The sequence below is a fragment of the Rhodovulum euryhalinum genome, assembly GCF_004342445.1.
Classification (GTDB): Bacteria; Pseudomonadota; Alphaproteobacteria; order Rhodobacterales; family Rhodobacteraceae; genus Rhodovulum; species Rhodovulum euryhalinum.
This window is the reverse complement of sequence record NZ_SLWW01000015.1, coordinates 19,899-46,034: the sequence shown is the minus strand read 5'-3', so window position 1 is coordinate 46,034 and position 26,136 is coordinate 19,899. Positions and strand designations below refer to the sequence as shown.

Here is a 26,136-nt window from a genome sequence, read left to right as displayed (position 1 = left end):
GATGAACACGCGCACCACCCACGAACCGATCCTCCACATGGAGAACATCGAAAAGCATTTCGGCAACGTGATCGCGCTGGCGGGCGTCTCCTTCGACGTCGCCCCCGGCGAATGCCACTGCCTGCTGGGCGACAACGGCGCGGGCAAGTCGACCTTCATCAAGACGATGTCGGGCGTGCACAAGCCGACCGCGGGCAGCATCCATTTCCAGGGCCGCCCGATGAGTTTCGACAGCCCGCGCGACGCGATGGAGGCGGGCATCGCCACGGTCTATCAGGACCTCGCGATGATCCCGCTGATGAGCGTGGCGCGGAACTTCTTCATGGGGCGCGAGCCGACGGTGGGCTGGGGGCCACTGAAACGGTTCGACACCGAAACGGCGAACCGCGTCACCATGGAGGAAATGCGGCGGCTCGGCATCAACCTGCGCGGCCCCGACCAGGCGGTGGGCACGCTGTCGGGGGGCGAACGGCAGACGGTGGCCATCGCGCGGGCGGTCTATTTCGGCGCCAAGGTGCTGATCCTCGACGAGCCGACCTCGGCGCTGGGGGTGCGGCAGACGGCGAACGTGCTGGCCACCATCGACAAGGTGCGCAAGCAGGGCGTCGCGGTGGTCTTCATCACCCACAACGTGCGCCACGCGATGGCGGTGGGCGACCGCTTCACGGTCCTGAACCGCGGCAAGACGCTGGGCACCGCCCAGCGCGGCCAGATCACGCCGGACGAGTTGCAGGACCTGATGGCCGGCGGGCAGGAAATGGCGGAACTCGAAGGGTCCCTGGGAGGAACGGTATGAGCGTGAGGATCGCGGTTCTGGGGGCGGGCCGGATCGGGCAAGTCCACGCGGCGGCCATCGCCTCGGTGCCGGGGGCCACGCTGGTGGCCGTGGCCGACCCGGTCGCCGAGGTGGCCCGGGCGGTCGCCGACCGCCACGGCTGCGCGGTGCGGATCATCGACGAGATCGCGGCCGCGGACGATATCGACGCGGTGGCGATCTGCACGCCGACCGACACCCATGCGGACCTGATCGAACGTTTTGCCCGCACGGGCAAGGCGGTCTTCTGCGAGAAACCCGTGGACCTGTCGGTCGACCGGGTGAAGGCCTGCCTGAAGGTGGTCGAAGAGACGGGCACGACGCTGATGGTCGGTTTCAACCGCCGCTTCGACCCCGATTTCCGCGCGCTCAAGGCCGCGATCGACGCGGGCCGCATCGGCACGGTCGAGATGGTGGCGATCACCTCGCGCGATCCCGGCCCGCCGCCCCATGCCTATATCGAGCGCTCGGGCGGCATCTTCCGCGACATGACGATCCACGATTTCGACATCGCCCGCTGGCTGCTCGACGAGCCCGTCGAGACGGTGTTCGCCCAGGGCTCGGTGCTGGTCGACCCGAAGATCGGCGAGCTGGGCGATTACGACAGCGCGAACGTCATCCTCGTCACGGCCGGCGGCCGGCAGGCCACGATCTCGAACTCGCGCCGCGCCGCCTATGGCTACGACCAGCGGATCGAGGTGCTGGGCTCGGAGGGCGCCGTCGCGGCCGAGAACCCGCACGCGGCCCGGATCGAGGTCGCGACCGCCACGGGCTATGCCCGCCCGCCGCTGCTGAACTTCTTCATGGACCGCTACACCGCCGCCTACGCCGCCGAGATCGCGGCCTTTGTCGCCTGCATCCGCGACGGCACGCCGCCGCCCACCACCGGCGAGGACGGGCTGATGGCGCTGGCGCTGGCCGAGGCGGCGCTGGTCTCGGCACGCGAGGGGCGCGCGGTCAAGGTCGCCGAGGTGCTCTGATGGCGCGGGATCTCGACCTGATCACCATCGGGCGGTCGTCGGTCGACCTTTACGGCGGGCAGGTCGGCGGGCGGCTCGAGGACATGCGCAGCTTCGACAAGTATGTCGGCGGCTCGCCCACCAACATGGCGGTCGGCACCGCCCGGCTGGGGCTGAAATCTGCGGTCATCACCGGGGTCGGCGACGAGCACATGGGCCGCTTCATCCGCGAGGAACTGGCGCGCGAGGGGGTCGACACCACGGGCGTCAAGACCGACCCCGAGCGGCTGACCGCGCTGGTGATCCTCGGCATCCGCGACGAGCACCGCTTTCCGCTGATCTTCTACCGCGAGAACTGCGCCGACATGGGCCTGTGCGAGGCCGATATCGACCCGGATTTCATCGTCCGCGCCCGTGCCGTGGTGTCGACCGGCACGCACCTGTCGCACCCGCGCACCGAGGCCGCGGTGCTCAAGGCGCTGCGGCTGGCCCGCGAGGGCGGCGCGCGCACCGCCCTTGACATCGACTACCGGCCGAACCTCTGGGGGCTCGCGGGACACGGCTCGGGCGAGGAGCGTTTCATCGAAAGCGCCGCGGTAACCGCCAGGCTGCAGGCGACGCTGCCCCTCTTCGACCTGATCGTGGGCACCGAAGAGGAATTCCACATCGCGGGCGGCAGCACCGACACGCTGGCGGCGCTGAACGCCGTCCGCGCGGTCACGGGCGCCACTCTGGTCTGCAAGCGCGGACCGATGGGCGCGGTGGCGTTCACCGGCGCCATCCCCGACAGTCTCGACAACGGCGAAACCGGACCCGGGTTCCCGATCGAGGTGTTCAACGTGCTCGGCGCGGGCGACGGGTTCATGTCCGGCCTGCTGAGGGGCTGGCTCGACGGGGCCGACTGGCCGACCGCGCTGACCTATGCGAACGCCTGCGGCGCCTTTGCCGTCAGCCGCCATGGCTGCGCTCCGGCCTATCCCAGCTGGACGGAACTGCAATTCTTCCTTCGGCGCGGAATCCGGGACAAGGCGCTGCGTCACGATGCCGATCTGGAACAGGTGCACTGGGCCACGACGCGCAAGCGCGACTGGCCCGACCTGCGCGTCTTCGCCTTCGATCACCGCAAGCAGCTGGAGGACATCCCCGGCGCCACGCCCGCCAAGATCGGCGCGTTCAAGACGCTGTGCCTTCAGGCCTGTGCCGAGGTGGCCGGCGGCGCCCCCGGCCATGGACTTCTGTGCGACGGCCGCCTGGGGCGCGAGGCGCTTTTCGCCGCCGCAGGGCGCGGGCTGTGGATCGGGCGCCCCGTCGAATGGCCGGGCTCGCGGCCGCTGCGGCTGGAACCCGAGCTCGGCGCCGATTTCGGCGGCCTGTCGGAATGGCCCGCCGAACACGTCGTCAAGGTGCTATGCTTCTGCCACCCCGACGACGACGCGGCGATGTGGGCCGACCAGGAAGAGACGCTGCGCCGGCTCTTCGCCGCCTGCCGCCGCAACCGGCTGGACTTCCTGCTGGAAGTGATCCCCTCCCGGGCCGGGCCGATGGCCGACGACACCACCGCCCGCGTCATCGCCCGGGTCTACGGCGCGGGCATCTTCCCCGACTGGTGGAAGCTGGAGCCGATGCGCTCGGACGCCGCCTGGGCCGCGGCCTGCGCCGCCATCGAAGCGCACGACCCCCATACCCGCGGCATCGTGGTCCTCGGCCTTGGCGAAGATGCCGAAAGCCTGGCCGAAAGCTTCCGCAGCGCCGCCCGCTTCCCGCTGGTCAAGGGTTTCGCCGTGGGCCGCACGATCTTCGCCGAGGCGGCCGATCGTTTCATGGCGGGCACCATCACCGAGGCCGAGGCCGTCGCGCTGATGGCCCGCAACTACCGCACCCTCTGCCGCGCCTGGGACGAGGCGCGCGCCGCCGCATCGGAGGCCGCATGACCACGATCCGACTGACCGCCGCGCAGGCGCTGGTCCGCTACCTCTCCGCACAGATGACCGAGGAGGGCGCACCCTTCCTCGCCGGCGTCTGGGCGATCTTCGGCCATGGCAACGTCGCCGGGCTGGGCGAGGCGCTTTATGCCGCGCGCGACACCCTGCCCACATGGCGCGGCCATAACGAGCAGTCCATGGCGCATGCCGCCATCGCCTATGCGAAACAGCTGCGCCGCCGCCGGGCGATGGCGGTGACCTCGTCGATCGGGCCGGGGGCCACCAACATGGTCACGGCCGCGGCGCTCGCCCATGTGAACCGGCTGCCGGTGCTGTTCCTGCCGGGCGACGTGTTCGCGGGCCGCGGCCCCGACCCGGTGCTGCAACAGATCGAGGATTTCGCCGACGGCACGGTCAGCGTCAACGACTGCTTCCGCCCCGTCAGCCGCTATTTCGACCGGATCACCCGGCCCGAGCAGTTGCTGACCGCCCTGCCCCGGGCGATGCGCGTGATGACCGACCCGGCCGACTGCGGCCCCGTGACGCTGGCGCTCTGCCAGGACGTGCAGGCCGAGGCGCATGACTGGCCCGAGCACTTCTTTGCGCCACAGGTCTGGCGCATCCGCCGCCCCCAGCCCGACCCCGCCGAGATCGAGGCCGCCGCGGCAGTCCTTGAAACCGCGAAACGCCCGGTGATCGTCGCGGGCGGCGGCGTGCACTACGCCGAGGCCCACATGGCGCTCGACACCTTCGCGACCGCCCACGGCATCCCCGTGGTCGAGACCCAGGCGGGTAAATCGGCGCTGCCTTGGGACCACCCGCTGAACCTCGGCCCGGTGGGCGTCACCGGGGGCGAGCCCGCCAACACGGTCTGCGAAACCGCCGACGTGATCCTGGGCGTCGGCACCCGCTTCCAGGATTTCACCACCGGGTCCCGGGCGCTGTTCAAGGCGCCCGGCCGCAGGCTGATCAGCCTGAACGTGAATGCCTATGACGCGGTGAAGCACGGCGCGCTGCCGGTCTGCGGCGACGCCCGGGACGGGCTGGCGGCGCTGGGTCGCGCACTGGGCGAGTTCCGGGCCGCGCCCCCGGACCCGGCGCTCAAATCCGACTGGTTCGCCCGGGTCGACCCGCTGACCGACCCGCCGCCCGAGGGCAACGCGCTGCCCACCGACCAACAGGTGATCGGCGCCGTGCAACGCGCCGCGGGCCCCGAAACGGTCGTGATGTGCGCCGCGGGCACCATGCCGGGCGAGCTGCACAAGCTGTGGAAGGCGGGCCGCCCCGGCAGCTACCACATGGAATACGGCTATTCCTGCATGGGCTACGAGATCGCGGGCGCCATGGGCATCAAGATGGCAGAGCCCGACCGCGACGTGGTCTGCGTGCTGGGCGATGGCAGCTACATGATGATGAATTCCGAGCTTGCGACCGCCGTGATGATGGGCATCAGGATCACCGTCGTGATCGCCGACAACCGCGGCTTCGGCTGCATCAACCGGCTGCAGATGGCGACCGGCGGGGCCGAGTTCAACAACCTGCTGGACCACGCCGTGCACGAGAGCCCGGCCAATATCGACTTCGCCGCGCATGCCGCGGCGATGGGCGCGGCGGCGGTCCATGTCGGCAGCATCGCCGAGCTGGAAGAGGCGCTGGCCCGCGCGAAGGCGGCCGACGGCCCCTTTGTCGTGGTGACCGACACCGACCCCTACCCGTCCACGCCCCATGGCGGGCACTGGTGGGATGTCGCTGTCCCCGAGGTCAGCCCCCGTGCGGCGGTCAACGAGGCCCGCGCCGCCTACGAGGCGCATCTGAAGGAGCGCCCATGATCCGCTTCGGCACCAACCCGATCGCCTGGTCGAACGACGACGACCAGAGCCTCGGCGCGCATATCCCGCTGGAGACCTGCCTGTCCGACGCCGCCCGGATCGGCTTTGACGGCATCGAGAATGGCCACAAGTTCCCGTGGGACGCGGCGGACCTTCGCGCCGTGCTCGCGCCCCATGGCCTGGCCTTCGTCTCGGCCTGGTATTCGCTGAACCTGCTCAGGCACTCCGCCGAGGAAGAGATCGCGCGGATCCAGCCCCATCTCGACCGGCTCAAGGCGATGGGCTGCAGCGTCTGCATCGCCTGCGAGACCTCGAACGCGATCCATGGGAACGACGCGGTGCCGCTCTCGGCCGCGCCGGTGCTGCCCCGCCAGGATTGGCCCGAATTCGGCGCCAAGGTCGAGGCGTTGGCCCGCCATTGCGCGGCCGAGGGCGTGCCGCTGGTCTATCACCACCACATGGGCACCGTGGTCGAGACGCCCGCCGAACTCGACCTCTTCATGTCCCATACCGGCCCGGCGACGAAGCTGTTGTTCGACACGGGGCACTTCTTTTTCGGCGGCAACGGGGTGGACCCGGCGCCCTGGCTCGCCCGCCACGCGGACCGGGTGGCCCATGTCCACGCCAAGAACGTGCGGCCTGCGATCATGGCCGAGGTCCGTGCCCAGGGGCTGAGCTTCCTCGAAGGGGTGCGCCGCGGCGTCTTCACCGTGCCGGGCGATCCCGAGGGTGGCGTCGATTTCGGCCCCTGCCTTTCGGTGCTGGCCCAGGCGGGCTATGACGGCTGGATCGTGATCGAAGCCGAGCAGGACCCGGAGGTGCGCGACCCGGTCACCTACCAGTCGATGGGGCTGCGGACGCTGAAGGCGCTGGCCGCCGAAACCGGATTGCTGAGCGAGGGCGCGGCATGAGCGGGCTGTTGCGAAAACCGGTGGGCCTGTCGGGCAAGGTCCATGCGATCACGCCGGCCGATGCGGGCTGGTCCTATGTGGGCTTCGACCTCTGGCGGCTCGCGCCCGGCGAAACCGCGGCCGAGGCGACGGGTGATCGCGAGGCGATCCTGGTGCTTGTCGAGGGCAAGGCGGCGGTCGCGGGCGGCGGCCGCGACTTCGGCGAGCTGGGCGACCGGATGGACGTCTTCGAAAAGACCCCGCCGCACTGCGTCTACGTGCCGAACGGGGCCGAGTGGCGCGCGACCGCGACCACGCCCTGCACGCTGGCCGTCTGCACCGCGCCCGGCAAGGGCGGGCACTCGGCGCAGGTCATCGGCCCCGCGGGCATAACGCTGACCCCCCGCGGCAAGGGCACCAACACACGCCACATCAACGCCATCGCGATGGAAGAGCGCGACGTGGCCGACAGCCTGCTGGTCACCGAGGTGTTCACGCCCGCGGGGCACTGGTCGTCCTATCCGCCGCACCGGCATGACGAGGACGATTACCCGGCCATGACCTACCTGGAAGAGACCTACTACCACCGGCTGAACCCGACCCAGGGCTTCGGCATCCAGCGGGTGTTCACCGAGGACGGCACGCTGGACGAGACGATGGCGGTCTCGGATCACGACGTGGTGCTGGTGCCGCGCGGGCATCACCCCTGCGGCGCGCCCTACGGCTACGAGATGTATTACCTGAACGTGATGGCCGGGCCGCTGCGGAAATGGCGGTTCCGGAACCATCCCGACCACGACTGGATCTACCAGCGCGACAGCGCCTGACCCGCCGCCGCCCGGCTCAGAACACCGCCGCCGGCAACCAGGTCGCGATGGGCGGCATCAGCCAGACGATCACCACGCCCAGCACCTGCAACAGGATGAAGGGCGCGACGCCGCGATAGATCTGGGCGGTCGAGACCTCAGGCGGCGCGGCGCCGCGCAGGTAGAACAGCGAGAACCCGAAGGGCGGCGTCAGGAAGCTGGTCTGGAGGTTGATCGCGATCAGCACGCCCAGCCAGATCGGATCATGCCCCATCAGGATCAGGCTGGGCGAGACCAGCGGCAGCACGATCACCGCGATCTCGACGAAATCGAGGAAGAAGCCGAGCACGAAGATGAACGCCATGGCAAAGACCAGCGCGCCGGTCGCGCCGCCAGGCATCGCCGACAGGATCGCCGCCACCCGTTCCTCGCCGCCCAGGCCGATGAAGACCAGCGAGAACATGCCCGCCGCCAGGATCGTGGCGAAGATCATCGCGGTCATGGTCATGGTCGAAAGCGTGGCCTCGTGCAGCATGCGTCCCCGCAACGTGCCGCGCAGCGCAAGCAGGATGCCCAGCGCCCCCAGCGCCGTCAGCACCCCGTAGCCGATCCCCGCCGCGATCTCGACCGGCCCCAGGTCGCTGCGTTGGAGCCGCACCGGGAACAGCCCCGCAAGGACGCCCAGCGCGATCAGCGCGCCCGCGCCCAGCAGGATCAGCCGCCGGTTCTGCCCCGCCCGGTGCCCGGCCATCAGAAGCGCACCGATCGCACCGACCGCCGCCGCCTCGGTGGGCGTTGCGACGCCGCCGAGGATCGCCCCCAGCACGGCAAAGATCAGCAGCACGGGCGGCAGGATCGCCCGCAGCATCTCGGCCCCGCCGGGCCGCGCCTGCCCCAGCGCCGCGGGCGGCATGTCGGCCGGACGTATCAGGCCACGCGCGAGGATGTAGAGCAGGTAGAGGGCGACCAGCACCAGCCCCGGCAGCAGCGCGGCGGCGAAGAACTGGCCGACCGACAGCGCCTCGACCGCGAAGCGGCCCTGTTCGTATTGCGCCTGCTGGTAGGCGTTCGACATCACGTCCGCCAGGATGATCAGCAGCGTGGAGGGCGGTATGATCTGCCCCAGCGTCCCCGCCGTGCACACGATCCCCGAGGCCACCCGCGCGTCATACCCCGCCCGCAGCATGGTCGGCAGCGCGATCATGCCCATCGCCACCACCGTCGCGCCGACGATCCCGGTCGAGGCCGCGAGCAGCGCGCCCACCAGAACGACCGAGATGCCGAGCCCCCCGCGCAAGCCGCCGAAGGCCCGCCCCATCGTGTCGAGCAACTCCTCGGCGATGCGGCTTTTCTCCAGCACCGCGCCCATCAGTACGAACAGCGGAATCGCGATCAGCACCTGGTTCGACAACAGCCCGAACACCCGCTGCCCCAGCGCGCCCAACAGCGAGATGTCCATCGCCCCCAGCGCCCAGCCCAGATAGGCGAACAGGATCGCCACGCCCGCGATCGAGAACGCCACCGGAAAGCCCAGCAGGATCGCCCCCATCAGCGCCGCGAACATCACGAGGTCGAGATACTCCGTCACGCGCGCGCCCCCGGCCGCAGAAGCCGGATCAGGATCGCCAGCGATTGCAGAATCACGAGGATGCAGAAGGCCGGGATCAGCGATTTCATCAGGAACACCGCCTCGATGCCGCCGACCGAGATCGGGCCTTCGAGGATCCTCCACGAGTTCCGCACCGAGGGCCAGGACCAGTAGAGCAGTGCGGCCATCGACGGCAACAGCAGCACCGCGTGGCCGAAAATGTCGATCCGCCGCCGCGCCCCGGGGCTGGCCCTGGCGTAGAACACGTCTACCCGCACGTGCTTGTCCACCAGAAGCGTGTAGCCCGCGGCCAGCATGAACAGCGTCGCGTGCAGGTAGAGCACGCTTTCCTGCACCGCGATCGAGTTCACGCCGAAGACGTAGCGGCCGACCACGATGGCGAACTGCACCATGACCATCGCGACGGCCAGCCAGCGCAGGCCCAGCGCCAGCCCCCGGTTGATGCCGTCCAGAATGTCCGCGACGCGCCCCATGCCGCCCCCTGCCCCGCTGCCGGGCGCCCGGGGACACACCCCCGGGCGCGCCGCAAGTCTCAGTAGCCCATCACCGCCGCGCGGGCGTTCATCTGCCCGTTGTCGGCATAGGTCATGTAGCCGCCCACCAGATCGCGGTAGCTGACGAAGCTTTCGGTGATGCGCCGGACGAGTTCGTCGTCGTTCTGGCGCAGCTCGTCGATCACCTCGGCCGCGGCGGTGCCCATCGCGGCGATCACGTCGTCGGGGAAGCGCCGGACCTGCACGCCCTCGTCCGCGACCAGCTTCTTCAGCGACAGCGCGTGCTTGGTGGTGTATTCGGTCCAGACCGGGTTGTAGAGGCTTTCGCAGGCGAAGGCGACGGCCTGTTTCAGATCGTCCGGCAGCGCCTCGTAGGCGGCCATGTTGACCCCGCATTCCTCGGCCGAGGACGGCTCGCCCACGCCCGGCCAGTAATAGTTCTTGGCGACCTGGAAATAGCCCAGCGCGCTGTCGGTCCAGGGCCCGATGAACTCGCCCGCGTCCAGCGCGCCGGTCTGCAGCGCCTGGAACATCGCCGGCCCGCTCATCGCCTCGGACGCCATGCCGAGCTTCGAGGCCATTTCCGAGGCCAGCCCCGTGGTGCGGAACTTCAGCCCCTTGAGGTCCTCGGCCGAATTGATCTCGGTGCGGAACCAGCCGCCCCATTGCGGCCCCGAATTGCCGCAGAGGAAGGGCTTGATGCCGAAGCGGCCATACATCTCGTCATAAAGCGCCTGCCCGCCGCCGTGGTAAAGCCAGCCCACCTGTTCGTCCGCGCGCAGGCCGAAGGGCTGCGAGCCGAACAAGAGGATCCCCTTGGACTTCGACCCCCAGTAGGCAGGCACGGCGTGGTAAAGCTCGGCCGTGCCCTCGCTGACCGCGTCGAACACGCCGGGGCCCGGTACGATCTCGCCCGCGGCGTAAAGCGTGACCGCGATGCGCCCGCCCGACAGCGTGGTGATCCGGTCGGCCAGCATCTGCGCGGCCACCCCCGGCCCCGGCAGGTTCTTGGGCCAGGCCGTGACCATCTTCCACTGGCGGATGTCCTGCGCGATGGCAGGCGCGGCAAGCGCGCTGGCCGCGGCCCCGGCCGCGCCGGCCGTCAGGAATGTGCGTCGTTCCATCTGTCTTCCCTCTCTGCTGGTGTGGTTATCCGAGTATGCCGGGCAATCTGAGCCCGTGGTCGCGCGCGCAGTCGAGTGCGATCTCATAGCCCGCATCCGCATGGCGCCAGACGCCCGAGGCGGGATCGTTCCACAGCACGCGTTCCAGCCGGCGCGCGGCCTCTGGCGTGCCGTCGGCGCAGATCACCATGCCCGCATGCTGCGAGAACCCCATGCCGACGCCGCCGCCGTGATGAAGGCTGACCCAGGTCGCGCCCGAGGCGGTGTTGACCAGCGCGTTCAGCAGCGGCCAGTCGCTGACCGCGTCCGAGCCGTCCCGCATCGCTTCGGTCTCGCGGTTGGGCGAGGCGACCGAGCCCGCGTCGAGGTGGTCGCGCCCGATCACGATCGGCGCCTTCAGCTCGCCGCTGGCGACCATCTCGTTGAAGGCCAGGCCCGCCCGGTGGCGCTCGCCCAGCCCCAGCCAGCAGATCCGCGCGGGCAGGCCCTGGAAGGCGATCCGGTCGCGCGCCATGTCCAGCCACTGGTGCAGATGCGCGTTCTCGGGGAACAGCTCCTTGATCTTCGTATCGGTGCGGTAGATGTCCTCGGGGTCGCCCGACAGCGCGCACCAGCGGAACGGCCCCACGCCCCGGCAGAACAGCGGGCGGATATAGGCGGGCACGAAGCCGGGGAAGGCAAAGGCGTCCTCCAGGCCTTCCTCCAGCGCCATCTGGCGGATGTTGTTGCCGTAATCCAGCACCGGCACGCCGTCCTTCCAGAAGCCCACCATCGCCTCGACCTGGGTCTTCATCGAGGCCCGCGCGGCCCGTTCCACCGCCCTGGGATCGGTCTCGCGGCGCGCACGCCAGTCGTCCAGCGTCCAGCCCGCGGGCAGATAGCCGTTCAGCGGATCATGCGCGCTGGTTTGGTCGGTGACGATGTCGGGCCGGACGCCGCGGGCGCGCAGGTCGGGGAACACCTCGGCCGCGTTGCCCAGCAGGCCCACGGACTTCGCCTCGCCCGCCTTCGTCCAGCGGGCGACCATCTCCAGCGCCTCGTCCAGGCTGTCGGTCTGCTCGTCGAGGTAACGGGTGCGGCGGCGGAACGCGATGCGGTCGGGGTCGCATTCCACGGCCAGACAGCAGGCCCCGGCAAAGACCGCCGCCAGCGGCTGCGCGCCGCCCATGCCGCCCAGACCGCCCGTCAGGATCCAGCGCCCGCGCAAGGTCCCGCCGTAATGCTGGCGCCCGGCCTCGGCGAAGGTCTCGTAGGTGCCCTGAACGATGCCCTGGGTACCGATGTAGATCCACGACCCGGCCGTCATCTGGCCGTACATCATGAGCCCCTTGCGGTCGAGCTCGTGGAAATGGTCCCAGGTCGCCCAGTGCGGCACGAGGTTCGAGTTGGCGATCAGCACGCGCGGCGCATCGGCATGCGTGCGGACGATCGCCACCGGCTTGCCCGACTGCACCACCAGTGTCTCGTCGGCCTCCAGCGATCTCAGGCTGGCCACGATCCGGTCGAAATCCTCCCAGGTCCGGGCCGCCCGCCCGATGCCGCCATAGACCACCAGCTCGTGCGGGTTCTCGGCCACGTCCGGGTGCAGGTTGTTCATCAGCATCCGCAAGGGCGCCTCGGTCTGCCAGCTTTTCGCGGTCAGTTCGGGCCCCGTGGGCGGATAGACGTCGCGGGTGTTCTTGCGGGGGTCGGTCACGCGGGCCTCCATGCGCGCAGGGTTTCGAGGATCGCCCGCAGGTGCGGACGAAGGCGCCCGGAACTCTCGTCGTCATAGGCCCAGGGCGCACGTTCCAGCATGTAGGTGGACTGCGCCAGTTCCATCTGGACGGCGTGCAGCCCCTCGGCCGGGCGGCCATAGTGGCGCGTGGTCCAGCCGCCGCGGAACCGGCCGTTCAGGACCGTGGTCAGGCCGGTCGCCGCCTCGCAGCGTGCCAGAACCGCGGCCTCGATGCCGGGCGCGCAGGTACGGCCGCCATCGGTGCCGATGTTGAAATCGGGCAGCGTGCCGGGAAACAGGAACGGGATGCGCGAGCGGATCGAGTGGCAATCGTAGAGGATCGCGAAACCGTGGCGCGCCCGCACCCGGTCGAGTTCGGCCGCCAGCGCCGCGTGGTAGGGCGCGTGAAAGGCGTCGCGCCGCCGGGCGATCTCGGCCGCGTCGGGGGCGTGGCCCTCGCGCCAGATCGGCCGCCCGTCGAAATCGGTCAGCGGGCACAGAGTCGTGGCGTTCTGCCCCGGATAGAGGCTTTCGCCCGAGGGGTCGCGGTTCGCGTCGATCACGTAGCGGTGGATGCGGGTCCGGACCGTGGTCACGTCCCCGACCAGCCCTGCGTAGAGCCGGTGGATGTGCCAGTCCGTATCGGCCAGTTCCCGCCCCCGGTCGTTCAGCCGCTCGCGGATACCGTCCGGCAGATCGGTACCGGTATGGGGCAGGCCCAGCACCAAGGGGCTGTCGCCCCGCTTGACCTCGAAGACACTCATGGCACCAGCTCCAGTCCCGCCGCCCGCGCCAGCGCGTCGCCCCGGACCAGCCGGGCGGCGGCCTCGATATCGCCCGCCAGGTAGCGGTCAGGCCCAAGGGTCGGTACCTCTATCCGAAGCGTGGCCAGTGCCGCCCGCAACGGCCCGGAGGTCGCCAGCGGTGCGCGGAACTCGACCCCCTGCGCGGCGCACATCGCCTCGACGCCCAGGATCACCGAGAGGTTGGTGTTCATCCGGGCCAGCCGCCGCGCGCCATGGGCGGCCATGCTGACATGGTCCTCCTGGTTGGCCGAGGTCGGGGTCGAATCCGTCGAACAGGGGTTGGCCAGGTGCTTGTTCTCGCTCATCAGCGCGGCGGTGGTGACCTCGGCGATCATCAGGCCCGAGTTCAACCCCGGCGCGGGCGTCAGGAACGGCGGCAGGTCGAAGCTGAGCGCGGGGTCGACCATCAAGGCCACGCGCCGCTGGGCGATGGCGCCGATCTCGGCCAGCGCCAGCGCGATCTGGTCGGCGGCGAAGGCCACGGGCTCGGCGTGGAAATTCCCGCCCGACAGGATCCCGCCCTCGGTCACCAGCGGGTTGTCGGTGACCGCGTTGGCCTCGATTTCCAGCGTGCGCCCGGCGAAGCGCATCAGGTCCAGCGCCGCGCCCGCCACCTGCGGCTGGCAGCGGATGCAATAGGGGTCCTGCACGCGGGTATCGCCCTCGCGGTGGCTGTCGCGGATCGCGCTGCCCGCCATCAGCGCCCGCATCGCGGCGGCCACCGCGATCTGGCCGGGCTGGCCGCGCAGGGCGTGGATCTCGGCACGCAGCGGCTGGGTCGAGCCCATGATCGCGTCGGTCGCCATCGCCGCCGTGACCACCGAGGCGCGCAGCAGGGTGCCCGCGTCGAACAGCGCGGCCAGCGCGCAGGCGGTCGAGAACTGGGTGCCGTTGATCAGCGCCAGCCCCTCCTTCGGGCCGAGGACCACGGGCGCAAGCCCCGCGCGGGCCAGCGCCGCGCCGCCGGCCATCCGTTCGCCGCCCACCACCGCCTCGCCCGCGCCGATCATCACCGCCGCCAGATGGGCCAGCGGCGCCAGGTCGCCCGAGGCCCCGACCGAGCCCTGCACCGGGATCACGGGCGTGACCCCCGCGGCCATCATCGCCTCGATCAGCGCGCAGATCTCCCAGCGCACGCCCGAGGCGCCGCGGCCGAGCGACAGCAATTTCAGCGCCATCATCAGCCGCGTGGTGGGCGCGTCCAGCGCCTCGCCCACGCCGCAGCAATGGCTGAGGATCAGGTTGCGCTGCAGCGCCTCGGTATCGGCGGGGTCGATCCGCACCGAGGCGAGCTTGCCGAAGCCGGTGTTGACGCCATAGACGGGCGCCGCGCCCGTGGCGGCCTCGCGCACCCGGGCGGCGGCGGCCTCGACCGCGGGCCGCGCCTCCGGGTCAAGCCGCACGCCCGCCCCGCGCCAGACCGCCGCGAGCGTGGCAAGGTCGGTCTCGCCGGGGCGCAGGATCAGGCTCATGCCCGCCCCCCGAAGATCCGGGCATGCAGGGGGTTGCCGCCGATCCGGTAGGACAATTCCGCCGGGTCCGCCACGTCCCAGACCGCGAGATCGGCGCGCATGCCCGGCGCGATCACCCCGCAATCGTCCAGCCCCAGCGCCCGCGCGGCGTTGCGCGTCGTGCCCGCCAGCGCCTCGGCCGGGGTCAGGCGAAACAGCGCGCAGGCCATGTTCATCGCCAGCAGCAGCGAGCCCATGGGCGAGGACCCCGGGTTCCAGTCGGTCGCCACTGCAATCGGCACGCCCGCGGCCCGGAACGCCGCCACCGGCGGCGCCTGCCCTTCGCGCAGGGTGTAGAACGCGCCGGGCAGGAGCACCGCGACCGTCCCCGCGGCGGCCATCGCGGCGGCATCGGCATCGGTCGCGTATTCTAGGTGATCGGCCGAAAGCGCGCCGCGCTCTGCGGCCAGCGCCGCCCCGCCCAGATGGCTCAACTGCTCGGCATGGAGCTTCACCGGCAGGCCCAGCGCCGCCGCCCGGTCGAAGACCCGCGCGATCTGGGTGGGCGAGAAGGCGATCCCCTCGCAGAACCCGTCCACCGCATCGACCAGCCCCTCGGCATGGGCGGCGTCCAGCGCGGGCAGGCAGACCTGCGCGACATAGGCGTCCGCATCCTGCCCCGCGGGCACCGCGTGGGCGCCGAGGAAGCTGGTGACAACGCGCACGGGGCGCATCTCGCCGATCTCGCGCGCGACACGCAGCATCTTCAGTTCGGTCTCGATGTCGAGCCCATAGCCTGACTTGACCTCGATCACCGCGACGCCTTCGGCGATCAGCGCATCCGCCCGGGCCAGCGCCGCCTCCAGCAGCGCGGCCTCGTCCGCCGCGCGGGTGGCCGCGACGGTCGCGGCGATGCCCCCGCCCGCCCGCGCGATGTCCGCGTAGCTGGCCCCTTCCAGCCGCATCTCGAATTCGCGCGCACGGTTGCCGCCATGGACGATATGGGTGTGGCAGTCGACCAGCGCAGGCGTCACCAGACGCGCGCCGAAATCGGTCCGGGGCGCCCGGGCGAACTCTGCCGGGCACTCGGCCATCGGCCCGACCCAGTCGATCCGGCCCCCGCGCACCGCGATCCCGGCCTGCCTGACCAGCCCATAGCCGCCGTCCGGCCCGGCCATCGTGGCCACCGTCTCGGCGGTGAAGAGCGCGGGGTCGGGCATCGTCAGGGCCTTGTCATGCGGACAAAATCCATTAATATGTTGCTACTTAATTTTGTCAATGGAGAGCATCGGGTGCAGATCCTCCACGCCGGTCAGGCCCTTGCCGCCGAGGGCTGGCAGGACGACGTCGAGATCGAGATCGGCCCGGACGGCAGAATCGCCACGCTCGGCCCGCAGCGGCGCGCCCCCGACGCCCGCGTCGACCTTGCCCTGCCCGCGCCCGCGAACCTGCACAGCCACGCCTTCCAGAGGGCGATGGCGGGGCTGACCGAGGCGCGGGGCCCCGACCCGTCCGACACATTCTGGACCTGGCGGCGGCTGATGTACCGCTTTCTCGACCGGTTGACGCCCGACGATGTCGAGGCGATCGCGGCACTGGCCTTCATGGAGATGGCCGAGGCGGGCTTCGGCGCGGTGGCCGAGTTCCACTACCTGCACCACGCCCCCGGCGGCACGCCCTATGCCTGTCTCGCCGAGATGTGCGAACGGATCGTCGCGGCCGCCGCCCGCACCGGGCTTGGCCTGACGCTGCTGCCGGTGCTCTATCGCCATGGCGGCTGCGACCGCCGCCCGCTGGACGGCGGCCAGCGCCGCTTTGGCAACGACCCCGACGGTTTCGCCCGCCTGGTCGAGGGGGCCGAGGCCGCGCTGGCCGCCGCCGGCCGCCCCGACGACCGGATCGGCATCGCCCCCCATTCGCTGCGCGCGGTCGACCCCGCGGCGCTGGCCGAGGCCGCGGCGCTCAGGCCCGGCGCGCCGGTGCACATGCACCTGGCCGAACAGGTCGCCGAGGTGGCCGAGGTCGAGGCGCATCTGGGCGCCCGCCCGGTGACCTGGCTTCTGGACAACGCCCCCATCGACGGGCGCTGGTGCCTGATCCACTGCACCCAGACCACGCCCGCGGAAACCGCCCGCCTGGCCCGGTCGGGCGCGGTTGCCGGGCTTTGCCCGATCACCGAGTCGAGCCTCGGCGACGGCATCTTCGATGCGACGGGGTTGCAGGCAGCGGATGGCACCTTCGGGGTGGGTACGGATTCCAACATCCATATCGCGCTGCTCGACGAGTTGCGCACGCTGGATTACTCCCAGCGCCTGCGCGACCGCAGCCGCGCGGCGCTGGCCACCGCCGACCGCTCGACCGGCCGCGTCCTGTTCGAAACGGCCGCCGCCGCGGGCGCGCGGGCGGCAGGACGCGCGGCGGGCGTGCTGGCGCCGGGGCATGTCGCTGACATTCTCGGGATCGCGACCGGGAATCCCTGGGTCGCCGGGCGGCGGGGCGACACGGTACTCGATTGCCTCATCTTCACCGGCCACGGTCCGCGCGCGATCACCGACCTTTGGAGCGCCGGCCGCCACATCGTCCGCGAGGGCCGCCACATCGACCGCACGCGGATCACCGCCACCTACATGGCCACCATCGCCCGGCTGGGAGAGGGGATTTGACCGGCGCGACGCGGCAATCCTGGACCGAGGTGCGCGACCGCATCCATGCGCTGATCCTCAATTCCACCTACGCGCCCGGAGACAAGCTGCCCCGCGACGAGGACATCGCCCGTGTATTCGGCTGCGCCCGTTCGACCGTGCACCGGGCGATGCGCGCCCTTGCCGATAGCGGCATCGTCGAGCGCCGCCGCAAGGGCGGGACAACGGTACGGCGGGAACGGGTCACCCGCGCCACGCTCGACATTCCCATAACCCGGCGTGAGGTCGAGCAGAAGGGCGCGGTTTATGGCTACCGCCTGATCCGACGCAAGGTCCAGCAGACGCCGCCCGAGGTCGTCGCCCGGTTCGGCCTGCCCGCCCCCTGCCGCATGCTGCGGGTCGAGGCGCTGCACAGCGCGGACGGTGCGCCTTATATCCTAGAGGATCGCTGGATCTCGCTCGACACCGTGCCAGAGATCGCCGAGGTCGACCTGGAAGCGATCAGCGCCAATGAATGGCTGGTGCTGAACCGCCCCTACAGCCGCTGCGACCTGCGGTTTCACGCTGTGAATGCCAGTGCCGCGGACGCAAGGATGCTTGAAACGGGGCTTGGCGAGGCGCTTCTGGTGATCGAGCGGACCACCTGGATCGGCGCGGCGCCCATCACGCATCTGCGCGCCATCACCCGGCCGGGCTATCATCTTTGCGCGCAGATCTGAGGCGCCTCCAGCCAGCGGCAGGTACGATCGGCCCCGCCCCCGCTGCGCGGTTCGATGCCACCGCCAGCCGGACCCTGTGACCGGCAAGCGTCCGCAAGCCCCACATCGGCAACCGGACCTTCAGCAGACTGGCCGGGATTTGCAGAACAACTCGCCCACTTTCACGCCCTGAACCGAGAAAACCCGCCCGAGCGTCGCCATCGTGGCAAATCCGCAACCTGGCCTCAACGATATCACTCTCCTGGCGTTCCACCCGCCGATCCCGGAGAACGCTTGGCCGTTCCCGCGGCAACTGTGTTGCAGGGGTTTTCAACACGCGACCCCGGCGCCGGGTTCGGAATTCTCTCCAGAGCGGCGGGCCGCTCTCCACAAAGCCCTTCGGGCACAGGGCATGCCGTCCGACAAGCGTCATCGAAACAGACCGCGGCACCCGCCAGACATGAAGGATCATGATCCAGAACGGTTTTCGGACACGGACGACCATTGGTCGGCTCGCGCCGCGGTTGATGACGACCATTTGCACCTGATCCGGATATTGCAGAATCCCCCAGACAAGCTGTATGATAATTCCAAATTGATGTTTTATACATCAACTCTCTTCCACGAGGTATCGATCGACATGATCACCGGGCCACAGATCAAGGCAGCACGGGCGCTTCTTGGGGTCGATCAGAAGACCCTGGCCCGGATGGCCGGGCTGTCGGTGCCCACCATCCAGCGAATGGAGGCAAACAAGGGAAATGTGCGCGGTGTGGTCGACAGCCTGACCCGCATCATCACGGCGCTGGAGACGGCAGGCATAGAACTGATCGCCGAGGGCGGGCCCAGCACCGGTTGCGGCCGGGGCGTTCGGCTGCGGGAACGCGCAGGCGAACGCCCGGACGCCGTTGCACCGGGGAGCATTGGAGACGCCGGATGATCGCTTTCGCGGTCTGCAGCGTGCTGTGTCTTCTGGGGCTGTCGCTGGCGGCAATCGGCATGCGGGACATCCGGGCGGCGTCGGCGATCGTCTATGGCGCAAGCGGCGTACTTTGTGCGGGCCTGGTGGTGGTTGGGCTTCGGGTGCTGGCGACGCAGGCCGACGCGGAAAGCATGCGCGTTCCCGTCGGATTGCCCTGGCTGGGTGCCCATCTGCAGATCGACGCGCTTGCGGCGGTGTTTCTGGTGCTGCTCGGCACCGGCGGCGCTGCGGCAAGCCTTTATGCCATCGGCTACGGCCGGCACGAACATGCGCCGCTGCGGGTGCTGCCGTTCTATCCCGGCTTCCTGGGGGCGATGACGCTGGTGGTGCTGGCAGCCGACGCTTTCACCTTCCTGCTGTCTTGGGAGGTGATGTCGCTGCTGTCCTGGGCGATGGTGCTGACCCATCACCGCGAAGAAGAGACGCGCAGCGCGGCCTATCTTTATCTGGTGATGGCCAGCCTTGGCACGATGATGCTGCTTCTGGCCTTCGGCCTGATGGCGGGCGCCGCGGGTGGTTACGAGTTCGCGGCGATGCGCGAGGCCGAGCGCAGTCCGGGGGTGGCGGCTTTGGTGCTGGGGCTGATGATGGTTGGCGCGGGGTCCAAGGCGGGGCTTGTGCCGCTCCATGTCTGGCTGCCGGTCGCGCATCCGGCAGCCCCCAGCCACGTCTCGGCACTGATGAGCGGCGTGATGACCAAGGTTGCCGTCTACGGCTTCGTTCGCGTCGCGTTCGACCTGCTGGACCCGGTTGTCTGGTGGATGAGCGTGCCGGTGATCGTGGCGGGCGCAGGCACCGCGGTGATGGGCATCCTGTTTGCCAATGTCGACGCGGACGCCAAGCGGATACTGGCCTATTCGACGATCGAGAATATCGGCGTCATCTTCGCGGCGCTCGGCCTTGCGCTGGCCTTCCGGGCGAACGGAATGGACGTGCTGGCGGCGCTGGCACTGACCGCCGGGCTGATCCATGCGATGAACCACATGCTGTTCAAGAGCCTGCTCTTCATGGTCGCGGGCGCCGTACTGACCGCCACCGGGCGGCAGGATCTCGACGCGCTTGGCGGGCTGATCCACCGGATGCCGAAGACCGCGCTGCTGGCGCTGGTGGGCGTTACCGCGATCGCGGCCCTGCCGCCGCTCAACGGCTTCGTCTCGGAATGGCTGCTGTTCCAGGCCGTGCTGCAAAGCCCGAACCTGACCCAGCCCGGGCTGCAGTTCCTGGTGCCGGCGGCGGGCGGCTTGCTGGCGCTGGCGGCAGCGCTGGCGGCGGCCTGTTTCGTTCGCTTCTTCGGCGTGATCTTCCTCGGCCGTCCGCGCACGAATATGGCCCGCGATGCGGCCGAGACCGACCGCTGGTCGCTGGCGGCGATGGCCGGGCTGGCGCTGCTCTGCGTCCTTGCGGGGGTCGTGCCGGGCCTTCTGATCGACCTGATCGCGCCCGCCATCGATCTGGTTCTGGGCGCGCGGATGCCGGCTCAGGCGGACAATGCCTGGTTCACCCTGGTCCCGGTGGCAGAGGTGCAAAGCAGCTATAGCGGTTTCCTCGTCATGGTTTTCGTCGCGATCTCGGGCGGCGCGGCGGCCGCGGCGGTGTACCGGTTCTCGTCGCGACGGACGCGGCGCGCCCCGGCCTGGGATTGCGGCTTTCCCGATGCCGATCCGATCACGCAATACGGTGCGGGCAGCTTTGCGCAGCCGATCCGCCGGGTGATGGCGCCGATGATCGCCGCGCGCGAGACGGTGATCATGCCGCCGCCGGGCGACATGGGGCCGGCGCGCCACAGCGTGGTGACCGAAGACCTTGCCTGGACACGCCTCTACCTGCCGCTGAGCGCACTTGTCGGCCTGGCTGCGACCCGTCTGAACGCGCTGCAGTTTCTCACGATCCGGCGCTATCTGGCGCTGGTCTTTGCGTCATTGATCCTGTTGCTGACGGGGCTGACCATATGGAACTGATCGGCAATCTCGTGCTGCAAGGGGTGCAGATGCTGGTCGTGCTGGCTCTGGCACCCGGACTGACCGGACTGATCGTCAAGGTCAAGGCGCGGCTGATGCGCCGGCGGGGGCCCTCGATCCTGCAACCCTATCGCGATCTGGCGCGGCTGATGCGCAAGGACGTGGTGCTGGCGGACAACGCGTCGTGGCTGTTCCGCGCCGCGCCCTACATGATCTTCTCCGCGACCTGGGTGGCAGCGGCGTTGGTGCCGACCTTTGCCATCGGTCTCCAGTTCAGCTGGACCGCCGACCTGATCGCGCTTGTGGCGCTTCTGGGCAGCGCGCGGTTCTTCCTGGCGCTCGCCAGCTTGGATGTCGGCACGAGTTTCGGCGGCCTCGGCGCGTCGCGCGAGATGATGATCGGGGCGATCGCCGAGCCGGCCATGCTGCTGGCCGTGTTCACCGTCGCGCTGATCGCGGGATCGACGCAATTGTCGAACGTCGTCGCGTTCATGTCCTCGGGCGAGATGGGCATCCGCGTGTCGATGGGCATGGCGCTGATCGCGCTGATCATCGTGGCCATCGCGGAAAACGCCCGCATCCCGGTCGACAACCCGGCGACCCACCTGGAACTGACCATGGTGCACGAGGCGATGGTGCTGGAATATTCCGGCCGTCACCTGGCGATGATCGAACTCGCCGCGGCGCTGAAGCTCCTGCTCTATGTCGCACTGATCGGCTGCCTTGCCGCGCCCTGGGGGATCGCCCCGGCCGATGCCGGGCCCGCCGGTTTCGTGACCGGGTTCCTGTTCTTCCTTGCAAAGCTTGCGGCCGGCGGAACGCTGTTGGCGATCTTCGAGACGTCGGTCGCGAAGATGCGGGTGTTCCGTATTCCCGACTTTCTGGGTGTCGGGCTGATGCTGGGGCTGCTGGGAACGCTTCTTCTGTTCGTGTCGAGGAGCCTCTGAGATGGACGGCTACGCCTTCGACATCGCGCATCTCTTGTCCGGCAGCCTGGTGCTGGTCAGCTTCATGATGATCTACCAGGACCGGATCTATGCCCTGCTCAACACCTTCGCGATGCAGGCCGTGGTCCTGGCGCTGGCGGTGGCCTGGCAGGCGTTCATCCAGGGTGCACCGCATCTGTACGCGACGGCGGCGATTGCACTGGTCTTCAAGGCGATGATCGTCCCCTGGGCGCTGCACCGGATGGTGGCACGAATGGGGATTCAGCGCCAGGTCGAGACGGTCACAGGCGTCGTGCCCACGATGCTGGCGGGCATGGGTCTGGTGGCGTTGTCGATCCTGCTGATGCTGCAACTGACCGCCGCGGCCGAAAGCGCACTGGCACGCGAGGATCTCGCCTTTGCGCTGTCAGTGATCCTGCTGGGCATGCTGATGATGGTGACACGGCGCAACGCGGTGACGCAGGTGGTGGGCTTCATGTCGCTGGAAAACGGGCTGATCCTGGCCGCCGCCGGGGCGCAGGGGATGCCGCTGGTGGTGGAGATCAGCGTCGCGTTTTCGGTGCTGATCGCGATGATCGTGATCGGCGTGTTCCTGTTCCGTATTCGCGAGCGGTTCGACTCGGTGGATGTCGAGACGATGGGCGAGTTCCGGGGAGACCGGCCATGACCGGGGCCGACGCGCTTGTCGCCGTTCTGGCGGTGCCGGTCGGGGCCGCCGCGCTGCTGGCATTGCTGCCGGGCTATCGGGCGGGCGCATGGATCAATGTCGCGGCCAGTTTCCTTGCGTTTCTTGCTGCTGCCGCGCTGGTGGTGCTGGACAGGCCGGCGCCGGGCGATCTCCTCCATGTGGACGATCTCAACATCGTCTTCATCGTGCTGAACACCTTCGTCGGGGCCACCGCCGCCACCTTTTCGGCCGGCTATATCGGCCAGGAACTGAAAAGCGGCCACCTGACGCCGGTCAACCTGCGGTTCTACCATGCCATGTACCAGACGATGATGTTCGGCATGAACCTGGCGCTGGTGTCGAACAATATCGGCCTGATGTGGGTGGCGATCGAGCTTGCCACCCTGACCACGGTCCTCATGGTCGGCCTCTACCGCACCCACGAGGCGCTGGAGGCGGCCTGGAAGTACTTCATCCTCGGCTCGGTGGGCATTGCGCTGGCTTTGTTCGGCACGATCCTCGTCTACATGGCGGCGCAGCCGGTTCTGGGCGAAGGCACGCCCGCGATGGTCTGGACCAACCTGATCGGGGCGGCGGCACGCTTCGATCCGGCGATGCTGAACGTGGCCTTCGTGTTCCTGCTGGTGGGCTACGGGACCAAGGTGGGGCTTGCCCCCTTCCACGCCTGGCTGCCGGACGCCCATGCCGAAGGCCCGACCCCCATCTCGGCTGTATTGTCGGGGCTTCTGCTGAACGTGGCGCTCTATGCGGTGTTGCGCTTCAAGCTGTTGATGACCGCCAACGAGGCCGCCCTTGCACCGGGGCCGCTGATGATCGGGCTGGGACTTCTGTCGCTGGTCTTTGCCGCCTTCATGCTGTACCGCCGCCGCGACATCAAACGGCTGTTTGCCTATTCCTCGATCGAGCACATGGGCATCATCGTCTTCGCATTCGGCATCGGCGGGCCGCTCGCCAATTTCGCGGGGCTGCTGCACATGGTGATGCATTCCCTGACCAAATCGGCCATATTCTTCGCCGTCGGCAATGTCGCACAGATCAAGGGCACCCAGCGACTGGCCGATATCCGCGGCCTGACGCAAAGCCATCCGGCGCTCGGCTGGGGTCTGGTTCTGGCGGTGCTCTCGATCGCCGGGATGCCGCCTTCGGGCGTGTTCATGAGCGAGTTCCTGATCGTGACCACCAGCTTTGCCCGGATGCCGCTCATGGCGCTGATCCTGGTGTTCGGCCTGGTGCTCGCCTTCGGGGCGCTGCTGTTGCGGCTGACCGGGATCGCCTTCGGCGAGCCAACGGGACAGAACGCGCCGATGCAGGGCTCTCTGGTGCCGCTCTGGCTGCATCTGGCGCTGGTCTATCTGATCGGTCTGCACATGCCGCAGGCGATGGTCGACTGGTTCCAGGCGGTGGCGGGAGTGTTGGGATGAGGCAAGCATGACCGACCTGCCCGGACTCGACTGGACCCGCTCCCGCGATTTTCGCACGGCGCCGCTGGCCGCAACCGGGGTCAAGGCGACCGAATGGATCGCGCTTGGCCGGGCACTTGCCGCGGGCCGGTTCGCGCTGCTCGGTCTCTGGGGCGAAACCGACGCCGTATGTCTTGCGCTGCATGACGCGGACGCCCGCGCCGTTGCGGTGGCACGCCTTGCGGGGGTGCACGACGGCTTTCCGTCCATCGGCGCCCGCCATGCCCCGGCGCAACGGCTGGAGCGCGCGGCGGCCGATCTCTACGGGTACGAGCTGCACGGCGCCGAGGACCGGCGCCCCTGGCTCGACCATGGTCACTGGGACATCGCCCATCCGCTGGGCAAGCCCACACCGCATGCCGGTCCCGCGCCCTATGCCTTCCTGCCGGTCGCGGGCGAGAGCCTTCACCAGGTGCCTGTTGGACCGGTGCATGCCGGGATCATCGAGCCCGGGCATTTCCGCTTTACGGCGCAGGGCGAGACCGTGGTACGGCTGGAACAGCGTCTGGGCTATGTCCACAAGGGCATCGACCGGCTGATGCAGGGGGCGACGCTGGAGCGCGGGGCAGAGCTGGCCGGCCGGACCAGCGGCGACAGTACCGTCGCCTATGCCTTCGCCTTTGCGCAGGCGGCCGAGGCGGCGCTGTCGGTCGCGGTGCCGCCGCGCGCCCTGTACCTGCGCGGGCTGATGGCGGAACTGGAACGGCTGGCCAATCACCTGGGCGACATCGGGGCGATCTGCAACGATGCCGCCTTCGCGATGATGCTGGCACAGACCGGCGCGCTTCGCGAGCAGGTGCTGCGGGTCGCGGGATCGGTCTTCGGTCACCGCTTCATGCGTGACCGGATCGTGCCCGGCGGCGTGACGGTGGATCTCGACACTGGCGGTGCGGCCGAAATCCAGGCCCTGATCCAGATGCTCCGGGCGCGCTTCCCGGCGCTTGTCGAGCTTTATGACAATACGCCATCGCTGCTGGACCGGACCGTGGCGACCGGACGGCTGGACCCCGGCCTCGCCCACCGCTTTGCCGCGGGCGGCTATGTCGGCCGGGCCTCGGGACGCGACTTCGACGCCCGGCGCGACCTGCGCTATGCCCCTTACGACAGCCTGCGGCTTGAGGTGCCGGTGCGCACCGATGGCGACATCAACGCCCGGATATGGATCCGGATCAGGGAAGTGGAACAAAGCTGTTCCCTGATCACCCAGATCCTCAATGCTTTGCCGCCGGGACCGGTGCGGGCGCCGGTCAGCCCCGCCGGGGGCCCACGCTCGGGTCTTGGCCTTGTCGAGGGGTTCCGCGGTGACATTCTGGTCTGGTTGGCGCTCGATGCGCAAGGCACCATCGCGCGCTGCCACATGCGCGATCCGTCCTGGTTCCAGTGGCCGCTTCTCGAGGCTGCGATCGAGGGCGACATCATCGCCGACTTTCCGCTCTGCAACAAATCCTTCAACTGCTCGTATTCCGGGCAAGATCTGTGAGGGAGACGCCGTGCTTCGCTTTCTGCTCGACGGCCTGATCCGGGCTCCGATGACCGAGCCCGCCCCCGAGCCCGGCCAGGCGGCGCGCGACGAACTCGGCGCGGCGCTTGCCCGGGCGGTCCGCACGAGGCTTGGGCGCAGCCTGTCGATCCGCGCGGTCGATGCCGGATCCTGCAATGGCTGCGAACTTGAAATCCACGCCCTGAGCAACCCGTTCTACGATCTCGAACGGTTCGGGCTGCATTTCGTCGCCTCGCCGCGGCATGCCGACGTGCTGCTGGTCACGGGGCCTGTGACGCGCAACATGGCCGAGGCGCTCAGGCGCACATTTGACGCCACCCCGGCGCCGAAATGGGTGATCGCCGTGGGCGAGTGTGCCAAGGACGGCGGCTGCTTCGCCGGCAGCTACGCCATCGCCGGCGGGGTCGCGGCGGTGCTGCCCGTCGACCTGCACATCCCCGGCTGCCCGCCCGCCCCGCTGGCGTTGCTCGACGGCCTGCTCGCGCTTGTCGAACGGCAAGGCGCCGGATCCGGACCGGGATGAGCGATCGCGCCCACCGGCCAGCTCACGGAACATGGACGCGCTTCCCCGGCAGCGGAGTGCGGCAACCGGATGCGGAACCGCTGCAACGCGGCGGCGCAATCCGACTGCTCGCCGCACGGCCCGCGCAAAGCCTGCTCCTGCCGCCTCGCCGAAGCAGGCTGCTGGCATCAGGAGACCGAGGCGGTCACCGGGCGCCCAGAAAGTCAGGCACCGGCGTGCAGAAGCGAAGGGCCCGCATCGCCCGCGGCGAAGACCCGCCGCCGGTGTACCCCCTCCCGGATCGACGCATCGCCGGGCGGATGGCCGGGATCCGGCA

Annotated in this window: 22 protein-coding genes; 15 read left to right on the top strand and 7 right to left on the bottom strand. The window is 69.6% G+C overall.

What is annotated here, in order from left to right:
* The first annotated feature begins 1 nt into the window (after position 1).
* Genes EV655_RS15870 through iolB form a run of 6 tightly spaced genes read left to right on the top strand, consistent with a single transcriptional unit; the run spans position 2 to position 7,241 of the window.
* Positions 2 to 796 (top strand): ATP-binding cassette domain-containing protein, encoded by a 795-nt coding sequence (locus EV655_RS15870; protein ID WP_132546346.1) that lies wholly within the window; start codon positions 2 to 4, stop codon positions 794 to 796.
* Positions 793 to 1,794: an inositol 2-dehydrogenase gene (gene iolG / locus EV655_RS15865; protein ID WP_132546345.1), complete on the top strand. Its 1,002-nt coding sequence runs from the start codon at positions 793 to 795 to the stop codon at positions 1,792 to 1,794. Before EV655_RS15870 ends, iolG begins: the two co-directional genes overlap by 4 nt.
* Positions 1,794 to 3,704, top strand: coding sequence for a bifunctional 5-dehydro-2-deoxygluconokinase/5-dehydro-2-deoxyphosphogluconate aldolase (locus EV655_RS15860; protein WP_132546344.1), 1,911 nt, complete (start codon positions 1,794 to 1,796; stop codon positions 3,702 to 3,704). Before iolG ends, EV655_RS15860 begins: the two co-directional genes overlap by 1 nt.
* A complete protein-coding gene (iolD, locus tag EV655_RS15855) occupies positions 3,701 to 5,524 on the top strand; it encodes a 3D-(3,5/4)-trihydroxycyclohexane-1,2-dione acylhydrolase (decyclizing) (protein ID WP_132546343.1) in 1,824 nt (607 codons plus the stop codon). Before EV655_RS15860 ends, iolD begins: the two co-directional genes overlap by 4 nt.
* Positions 5,521 to 6,435 carry a myo-inosose-2 dehydratase gene (iolE, locus tag EV655_RS15850; RefSeq protein WP_132546342.1) on the top strand — a complete coding sequence of 305 codons (915 nt, stop codon included), beginning with the start codon at positions 5,521 to 5,523 and terminating at the stop codon, positions 6,433 to 6,435. The genes iolD and iolE overlap by 4 nt, the downstream gene beginning before the upstream one ends.
* Positions 6,432 to 7,241 carry a 5-deoxy-glucuronate isomerase gene (iolB, locus tag EV655_RS15845; RefSeq protein ID WP_132546341.1) on the top strand — a complete coding sequence of 270 codons (810 nt, stop codon included), beginning with the start codon at positions 6,432 to 6,434 and terminating at the stop codon, positions 7,239 to 7,241. Before iolE ends, iolB begins: the two co-directional genes overlap by 4 nt.
* Before the next feature lie 16 nt (positions 7,242 to 7,257).
* Here the strand turns inward: iolB and EV655_RS15840 are convergent, their stop codons facing one another.
* The 7 genes from EV655_RS15840 to hutI are packed head-to-tail and all read right to left on the bottom strand — an operon-like array spanning position 7,258 to position 15,641.
* Entirely contained in the window at positions 7,258 to 8,808 is a 1,551-nt protein-coding gene (locus tag EV655_RS15840; protein ID WP_207901997.1) for a TRAP transporter large permease, read from the bottom strand.
* Entirely contained in the window at positions 8,805 to 9,302 is a 498-nt protein-coding gene (locus EV655_RS15835; protein ID WP_132546340.1) for a TRAP transporter small permease subunit, read from the bottom strand. The genes EV655_RS15840 and EV655_RS15835 overlap by 4 nt, the downstream gene beginning before the upstream one ends.
* 59 nt (positions 9,303 to 9,361) lie before the next feature.
* Entirely contained in the window at positions 9,362 to 10,447 is a 1,086-nt protein-coding gene (locus tag EV655_RS15830; RefSeq protein WP_132546339.1) for a TRAP transporter substrate-binding protein, read from the bottom strand.
* A gap of 25 nt (positions 10,448 to 10,472) precedes the next feature.
* A complete protein-coding gene (gene hutU, locus EV655_RS15825; RefSeq protein ID WP_132546338.1) occupies positions 10,473 to 12,143 on the bottom strand; it encodes a urocanate hydratase in 1,671 nt (556 codons plus the stop codon).
* A complete protein-coding gene (gene hutG / locus EV655_RS15820) occupies positions 12,140 to 12,928 on the bottom strand; it encodes an N-formylglutamate deformylase (protein WP_132546337.1) in 789 nt (262 codons plus the stop codon). The genes hutU and hutG overlap by 4 nt, the downstream gene beginning before the upstream one ends.
* The gene (gene hutH / locus EV655_RS15815; protein ID WP_132546336.1) at positions 12,925 to 14,442 is read right to left on the bottom strand and encodes a histidine ammonia-lyase; all 1,518 of its coding nucleotides are present in this window, start codon (positions 14,440 to 14,442) and stop codon (positions 12,925 to 12,927) included. Before hutH ends, hutG begins: the two co-directional genes overlap by 4 nt.
* Positions 14,439 to 15,641, bottom strand: coding sequence for an imidazolonepropionase (gene hutI / locus EV655_RS15810; RefSeq protein WP_132546335.1), 1,203 nt, complete (start codon positions 15,639 to 15,641; stop codon positions 14,439 to 14,441). Before hutI ends, hutH begins: the two co-directional genes overlap by 4 nt.
* A gap of 72 nt (positions 15,642 to 15,713) precedes the next feature.
* On the opposite strand from hutI, the gene EV655_RS15805 reads away from it, so the two are divergent.
* The 9 genes from EV655_RS15805 (at position 15,714) to EV655_RS15765 (ending at position 25,820) form a co-directional block, all read left to right on the top strand.
* On the top strand, positions 15,714 to 17,084 hold the full coding sequence (locus EV655_RS15805; RefSeq protein ID WP_132546334.1) for a formimidoylglutamate deiminase: 1,371 nt from the start codon (positions 15,714 to 15,716) through the stop codon (positions 17,082 to 17,084).
* Positions 17,081 to 17,782, top strand: a complete 702-nt coding sequence (locus EV655_RS15800; RefSeq protein ID WP_132546333.1) for a GntR family transcriptional regulator — start codon at positions 17,081 to 17,083, stop codon at positions 17,780 to 17,782. The genes EV655_RS15805 and EV655_RS15800 overlap by 4 nt, the downstream gene beginning before the upstream one ends.
* Before the next feature lie 439 nt (positions 17,783 to 18,221).
* Positions 18,222 to 18,701, top strand: coding sequence for a helix-turn-helix domain-containing protein (locus EV655_RS18910; RefSeq protein ID WP_243645105.1), 480 nt, complete (start codon positions 18,222 to 18,224; stop codon positions 18,699 to 18,701).
* Positions 18,698 to 20,701, top strand: coding sequence for a hydrogenase 4 subunit B (gene hyfB, locus EV655_RS15790; protein ID WP_132546332.1), 2,004 nt, complete (start codon positions 18,698 to 18,700; stop codon positions 20,699 to 20,701). Before EV655_RS18910 ends, hyfB begins: the two co-directional genes overlap by 4 nt.
* Positions 20,692 to 21,648, top strand: a complete 957-nt coding sequence (locus EV655_RS15785) for a respiratory chain complex I subunit 1 family protein (RefSeq protein WP_132546331.1) — start codon at positions 20,692 to 20,694, stop codon at positions 21,646 to 21,648. The genes hyfB and EV655_RS15785 overlap by 10 nt, the downstream gene beginning before the upstream one ends.
* A gap of 1 nt (position 21,649) precedes the next feature.
* On the top strand, positions 21,650 to 22,315 hold the full coding sequence (locus EV655_RS15780) for a hydrogenase-4 component E (RefSeq protein WP_132546330.1): 666 nt from the start codon (positions 21,650 to 21,652) through the stop codon (positions 22,313 to 22,315).
* Positions 22,312 to 23,757 carry a hydrogenase 4 subunit F gene (locus EV655_RS15775; protein WP_132546329.1) on the top strand — a complete coding sequence of 482 codons (1,446 nt, stop codon included), beginning with the start codon at positions 22,312 to 22,314 and terminating at the stop codon, positions 23,755 to 23,757. Before EV655_RS15780 ends, EV655_RS15775 begins: the two co-directional genes overlap by 4 nt.
* Before the next feature lie 7 nt (positions 23,758 to 23,764).
* On the top strand, positions 23,765 to 25,276 hold the full coding sequence (locus EV655_RS15770; protein WP_132546328.1) for a hydrogenase large subunit: 1,512 nt from the start codon (positions 23,765 to 23,767) through the stop codon (positions 25,274 to 25,276).
* 10 nt (positions 25,277 to 25,286) lie between these two features.
* Complete coding sequence (locus EV655_RS15765) at positions 25,287 to 25,820, top strand: NADH-quinone oxidoreductase subunit B family protein (RefSeq protein WP_132546327.1); 534 nt, start codon at positions 25,287 to 25,289, stop codon at positions 25,818 to 25,820.
* The last annotated feature ends 316 nt before the right edge of the window (positions 25,821 to 26,136 follow it).